Annotated in this window: 5 protein-coding genes; 3 read left to right on the plus strand and 2 right to left on the minus strand. The window is 43.0% G+C overall.

Going from position 1 to position 6,290, the window contains the following annotated elements:
* Window positions 1-28: 28 nt before the first annotated feature.
* Complete coding sequence (locus CHL74_RS11875; protein WP_094881388.1) at window positions 29-1,687, plus strand: AMP-binding protein; 1,659 nt, start codon at window positions 29-31, stop codon at window positions 1,685-1,687.
* Between the two features lie 118 nt (window positions 1,688-1,805).
* Here CHL74_RS11875 and CHL74_RS11880 read toward each other — a convergent pair whose 3' ends face one another.
* Window positions 1,806-2,348 (minus strand): DKNYY domain-containing protein, encoded by a 543-nt coding sequence (locus CHL74_RS11880; RefSeq protein WP_094881389.1) that lies wholly within the window; start codon window positions 2,346-2,348, stop codon window positions 1,806-1,808.
* A gap of 277 nt (window positions 2,349-2,625) precedes the next feature.
* Here CHL74_RS11880 and CHL74_RS15585 point away from each other — a divergent pair, with 277 nt between their 5' ends.
* Both CHL74_RS15585 and CHL74_RS11885 read left to right on the plus strand, forming a co-directional pair.
* Window positions 2,626-3,303, plus strand: a complete 678-nt coding sequence (locus tag CHL74_RS15585) for a hypothetical protein (RefSeq protein WP_141241317.1) — start codon at window positions 2,626-2,628, stop codon at window positions 3,301-3,303.
* Window positions 3,304-3,400: 97 nt separating this feature from the next.
* The gene (locus CHL74_RS11885; protein WP_141241318.1) at window positions 3,401-3,886 is read left to right on the plus strand and encodes a hypothetical protein; all 486 of its coding nucleotides are present in this window, start codon (window positions 3,401-3,403) and stop codon (window positions 3,884-3,886) included.
* Window positions 3,887-4,006: 120 nt separating this feature from the next.
* On the opposite strand, the gene CHL74_RS11890 is transcribed toward CHL74_RS11885, so the two are convergent.
* The gene (locus CHL74_RS11890; protein WP_094881392.1) at window positions 4,007-4,882 is read right to left on the minus strand and encodes an energy transducer TonB; all 876 of its coding nucleotides are present in this window, start codon (window positions 4,880-4,882) and stop codon (window positions 4,007-4,009) included.
* Window positions 4,883-6,290: the final 1,408 nt, after the last annotated feature.

Raw genomic sequence — 6,290 nt, forward strand, 5'->3', positions numbered from 1 at the left:
ACACCTCATACCAAAATCAAGACAAAGGATGAAAATACCGAGTTATAACGAACTGATAGAAAAAAGTATCGTATCCAACTGGGAAAAGGACGCACTTACTGACTTTAAGGGTGCAACACTGCAATACCACGACGTGGCTCGCAAGATTGAGAAACTACACATCATCTTCGAAAGCAGCGGCGTACAGAAAGGCGACAAGATTGCACTTTGCGGACGAAACAGTTCCAGCTGGGCTGTGGCTTTCCTTGCAACACTGACCTACGGTGCTGTGGCTGTGCCCATTCTGCACGAGTTCACAGCAGACCAGATTCACAACATCGTAAACCATAGTGAGGCAAAGCTGCTCTTTGTGGGCGACTACGTGGCTACGGTCATCGACCAGACAAAGATGCCGCATCTGGAAGGCATCATTTACCTGCCTGACTATTCGCTCGTGATTTCACGCACGGACAAGCTGACATACGCCCGTGAGCACCTCAACGAGCTGTTCGGAAAGAAATATCCCAAGTATTTCCGCAAGGAGCACGTCAACTATTACAAGGAACAGTTGCCGGACGAACTCGCACTCATCAACTACACCTCCGGCACAACCGGCTTCTCAAAGGGTGTAATGGTGCCTTACCGCGCACTTTGGAGCAATTACGACTTCGCCATGACTGTGCTTGGCAAGATAATCAAGAAGGGCGACAATGTCATCAGCATCCTGCCTATGGCTCACATGTACGGCATGGCGTTCGAGTTTATGTTTGAGTTTATCTTCGGTTGCCACGTCTTCTATCTCACACGTGTGCCCAGTCCTGCCATCATCGCAGCAGCCTTCGCAGAGGTCAAGCCAGCCATCATCATAGCCGTACCTCTGGTTATCGAGAAGATCATCCGCAAGAAGGTATTCCCGAAAATCCAGAACAATCGTATGCGCCTTCTCCTCAACATGCCTGTTGTAAACAAGAAGGTCAACCAGAAGATTTGCGACCAGGTGGTTAAAGCGTTCGGTGGCAACTTCTATGAGATTATCGTCGGAGGTGCAGCCTTCAATCAGGAAGTGGAGCAGTTCCTCAAACGCATCGGCTTCCCATACACCGTAGGATACGGAGCCACGGAGTGTGCACCGATTATCTGCTACGCTGACTATCACGATTTCGCCCCCGGTTCATGCGGAAAGCCCGTCGTTCACATGGAGGTAAAGATTGACAGTCCCGATCCCGAGAACGTCCCTGGAGAGATTCTCGCACGCGGTCTGAACGTGATGCTCGGCTACTACAAGAACGAAGAAGCAACAGCACAGACTCTCGACTCTGAGGGATGGTATCACACCGGTGACCTCGGCACGATGGACGCCGACGGCAACGTATACATCAAGGGCAGATCGAAGAACATGCTTCTCGGAGCAAACGGCCAGAACATCTATCCAGAGGAAATCGAAGACCGCCTCAACTCCATGGCAATGGTTAACGAGTGCGTGGTGGTACAGCGCGGTGAGAAGCTCGTTGGCTTGGTTTATCCCGACTTCGACGAGGCTGCCACAATGCGCCTCAACGAGTCAGACCTCGAAGGAATTATGGAGCAGAACCGTCAGGAACTCAACTCCACACAGCCAGCATACTGCAAGCTCGCCGCCATCGAGATTGTTAAGGAAGAGTTTGAGAAGACTCCGAAGAAGAGCATCAAGAGATATCTCTATAAGTAATAATTACGCTAATAAAAAAACAAGAGCGCCAGTAAGATATACACATAGACTGTATAGCTTACTGGCGCTCTTTTTCTTTATTCTCGATGCAGCTCACATCTTGCATCTTTAATGGCAATCAATCTCCAATCTTCTTTCCAAAGTAATAAGTGGAGAACGTATCGTGAGCATAACCATTTTCATCCACACTAAAACTTGAGGCACTGGCATCGCTTACCTTCTTACCATAGAAATAGACGTCAAAGGAGTCTTTGGCATAACCGTCCTTCAGCAGTCGGAACGAATTGGCACTTGCACCACTGATCCTCTTGCCACAGAAATACACATCAAAGGAATCCTTACCATATCCGTATCCCAAATCCTTGAACGAAGAGGCTGATGCATCATCCAATTTCTTTCCATCATAGAACACGTCAGAATGGGATATGACATATTTCTCAAAACACCTATAGCTTTGATGGCCGTCGCACCTTTTCAGCGAAAAGGTATGTGGATCAACCCACGGAAGCACCAGTCCATTAAGATATACATTCTCGCTGTCTTTGGCATAACCATGACCCAATACCACATAAGTGTCATCCCCCATTCTCTGAGCCTCAACCATAGAAGCGGCAAACAGCATTACAGCCGTCATCATCAGCCTTGCAAACAATTTCTTCATAACCTTGTGTCTTTTATGTTATATGCAAAGGTAAAAAAATGCCGTGTAACTCAAAGCAGGGAATCGCCTATTTAAGATAGGAATATCCCTATCATGAAATTAATGTAAAGGGTATATTTTTATACTCCCATTATTGTAACTACTCAGCACCCCTAGGGCATGAGTAGCTACTGCAAACACGTTCTTGCATAATCTTTGTTAAAAGAACAGATTCCCGCATACACCCTATACACAATTTCACTAAATTTGTGATATGTAAAAACCTAATCCACACCTTATGGAAAAGTCTGTTATCATAATATTGTGTATGCTGTGCTGTTCGTCAATAGCCAATGCATGGTCTTGGGTGTCGCCGTATGCATATTGCAATGGGAACCCTGTAAATTGTATTGATCCTGACGGACAGAAAGTCGTATTAGTTTTTTATACTAATGATAATAAGTTAAACACGTTATCTGTTAATGGCTCTGGAATTTATACACATCCGAAGAATCAATTTGTTAGTGATTTTTTCAAAGCATACAACTATAATATAAAGAATGGCGGAGGAAAATATATGAGACTTGCTGTAAATGACCCTTCACATACATATTATCTTTATGATGCAACAGATAAAAGAGCAGTCGAGGAACAAATAACTCAATTTAATCCTCAATTCGGGAAATCCATTATAACATGGGAATCTAGAGTTGGAATTAAAACCACAGAAGGAGGTCATCAATCTCCTGCAACTCGTCTAGAACATGATTTTTATCATGCTGTAGATAATACAAACTCTCCATCAGAAAGAAGAGCAAAATCCGCTGAAGATGGAACCCCATATGAAAGCAAAGGAGAAAAAGAAGCAATAGAAGCTGAAAATGACACAGCAAAAAAGAATGGAGAAGATGTAAGAAAGAATCATTACGGTACGACTTATGAAACAATCAGCCCAATTTCAACAAAAAGAAAATAGAACATCTGTAAATTTGTTCTACATATTATTCTGCTTCATATTCCTCCTTACAATATCCTCATGTAAAAATTCGGATGAGCTGTTGATTTACTATAAAATGGGATTCGTGGAATCTCCTATCTCAATAACTAATGAGGACTTCGCGAAAGAAGCAGAACAGCATCATATAGATACAGTTATCAGTATTCCTCAAGAGCGGTTCGACAAATTCTGTGTTATGCTTAGCGGATTACATGGAGTTTACAACTCGGAGAACAGGCACGACTATCGTATAAATATAAAATATAAAGACACAGACATCGCCATTCAACTACCTGCTCCCGACAGTCTGAATAATAAGATTGTGGCCTACATAGGAGACAAGAAGAAAGCGTATATAAGCGATGCCATCCTTTATGAAATATTATGTTCTGCAAGATATTTTGACTTCTTTGACAAAGAAGACCTCAACTACATCCCATTACTGAAGAAATACAAAACGCCCACAGACTACACGTACTACTTCAAAAATCAAGACAGCATTCCAGCAAGAGTAAAATCAACATATAAGGTGGTGTTGAATACCGCCACAATACTTGAGTAATCATTCTGAAAGATTATAAAAGCAACGCTAAATGTTTTGCAGGGCCGACGCATTACTCTATTCCTAATTAGAGTCCACTGAATTAATAAATTGCCATGAAAGCAAAGCAGTGGACTCTACTTATTTGTCTAATTCGCTTACTCTAAAATTAACGGGAATGGTATATTTTGATTTCACGGCTTTGCCGTTTAGCTTGGCAGGTTTCCATTTCGGCATGCTTTTCACTACACGAATGACTTCCTCGTCAAGCATATGGTCAAGGGTTCTCTCCACCTTTATATCACTTAGATTTCCATCTTCGTTTACAGTGAAACTAACGATAACTAATCCTGTTAATACACCATTAATACAATTATCCGGATAGCGTAAAGTATCCGCGATATACTTCAAGCACGCATCAGAACCACCAGGGAATGAAGCCTTTTCCTCCATTGCGCCAAATATTTTGCTGTTCTCCGTTGAGTCTGAGGTGATGGCAGGTTGGATGATGGCTGTCTTGCTTTGCTTTGACTTCTTGGCAGGAGTGTCTGCTGACTTTTCTTTGGAATTTGCTTGTCTTGTCACTTCTACGGTGGAAGTACCGTTTGAAACTTCGCCGTCTATCAGAATCTCTTCTTCATCAGCAGAATTCCCCTTGTGGTTAAGCGAAATGTCACCTACCAATCGGCAATCACTTGGGGTTGGCTCTTTTATCTCCACTGTATTGTCAGTGAGTGTATCAGCAGAAATGCTTCGCTGTGGCTTTCCATCAGAACAAGCCGTCATAGCGACAAACCCTGCAGCAATGCCAGCAACCTTTATAGTCTTTCCTGCCATCTGCCGATGTTTTAGTTCATGCTCCAAGTTCCTCACATCTTGCTCACATTTAGGGCAAGTGCCATTGCATTCACCTTTGAAGTGACATTCTTCGGGTGAATATTCTATCTCATTGGCATCCGCTATTTGTTTGCGAATAGCCTTGAGAGTATCGCAGATGTTGTGTCCATTGACTTTCATATATTCTAAAAATACCCATTTATAATTTTATATTCAAAAGTATGAAAAACAATGCACAAACGAAAAAGAATTGCTTCGTATTGTAAGAAAGGGGATTACATTTAACATTTCTCTTGTTTTTAATGCCGTATAATAAAATCATATAACAAAAAACTATACCCTTTAATATCCATCTCCCCTATCATTGTCTTGCCATTCCGTAGCACCAATTGGTTATACAACACCAAACAGGAATTTTTCGGTGAAACGAATTAACAACGAAAGTATATATTGCCTTAGACGGCGAAACAACGAATTAAAACGAATTTACGAATTTTTGCGGTGTTCCATTACTCATCCAACAATTCGTTAATTCGTTCAAATTCGTTGTTTCCGCGTCTGAGCGTAATGATATATTTGTTGTTTGTTTGAGTGAGTGTTTCACCGATAAACAGCTGTTTTTTGTTCATTTTGTGTTCTGCTATGGGTGGGGTGCGTGGCTATGGCGTCCCGCCGTAGCCACGCACCCACGAACGACCAGCAGATTGAGTATGTGCTGCGGGTTCCGCGGAGCGGGACCTATATCATGAAACCCACTGCAAGCTGCGAAGCAGCGCAGCTGTGGGTACAATATGATACCCCACCCCTATCGTTCCCCGAAGGGGGACTGACACATCAACTATGATGTTGAGGATGATAGTCGGTCCCGCTTCGCGGAACCAAAAGAGGGTGAGGTGATGCCTATCCCACAGCTGCGCTCCTTCGGAGCTTGCAGTGGGTTTCTGAGAGTAACGTGTCCCCTCGGGACACGGCGCTGTACAAAGTTACGTATTACTGATGCTGATAGATAATCTGCTATGGGAGGCTGCGTGGCTACGGCGAGACGCCATAGCCTCCTAGGTTAGCCTTTACAACTGTAAATTCCTGTTTGACGGTTAGTTTGCCTGACAATATTTGCATTTCTAATGCTCAATACTATGAGCCCAGCGCACTAAGAAATCTTTGGTGCGAAATTCTTGAGTTTTAATCATTTGGGGCTACATCATTGATACACAGTTGATTATGTTATTTATGGAAAAAGTACGTAAACAAATGGGTTGTCAAAGTGGCACTTTTAGGGTGTCATAGCGGCGCTATTACCACCCAATACCTCTACTATTGCGTTGTAATAGCGCCGCTTTTAGGGACCACTGGAAAAAGTGTGTGGATATCGTAGTACAATAAAAACACTATATTGTCCGTTTATAAAGTCAAAGAACGGATAAATATGGAAAAGTATAGACTCCTTGCAGAATGTCTTTTGCCCGAACACATGCTGGATTGGTTCGACCTTAAAGACGTGTTTGTAGAGCAAAAGAAAGAAACAAAGCTTGTTCACATATACCTTGACGAAAACGAGCTGAGACCAGGTGACAGAACCGATATTCGT

This window comes from Prevotella sp. 885, from assembly GCF_002265625.1.
GTDB lineage: Bacteria > Bacteroidota > Bacteroidia > Bacteroidales > Bacteroidaceae > Prevotella.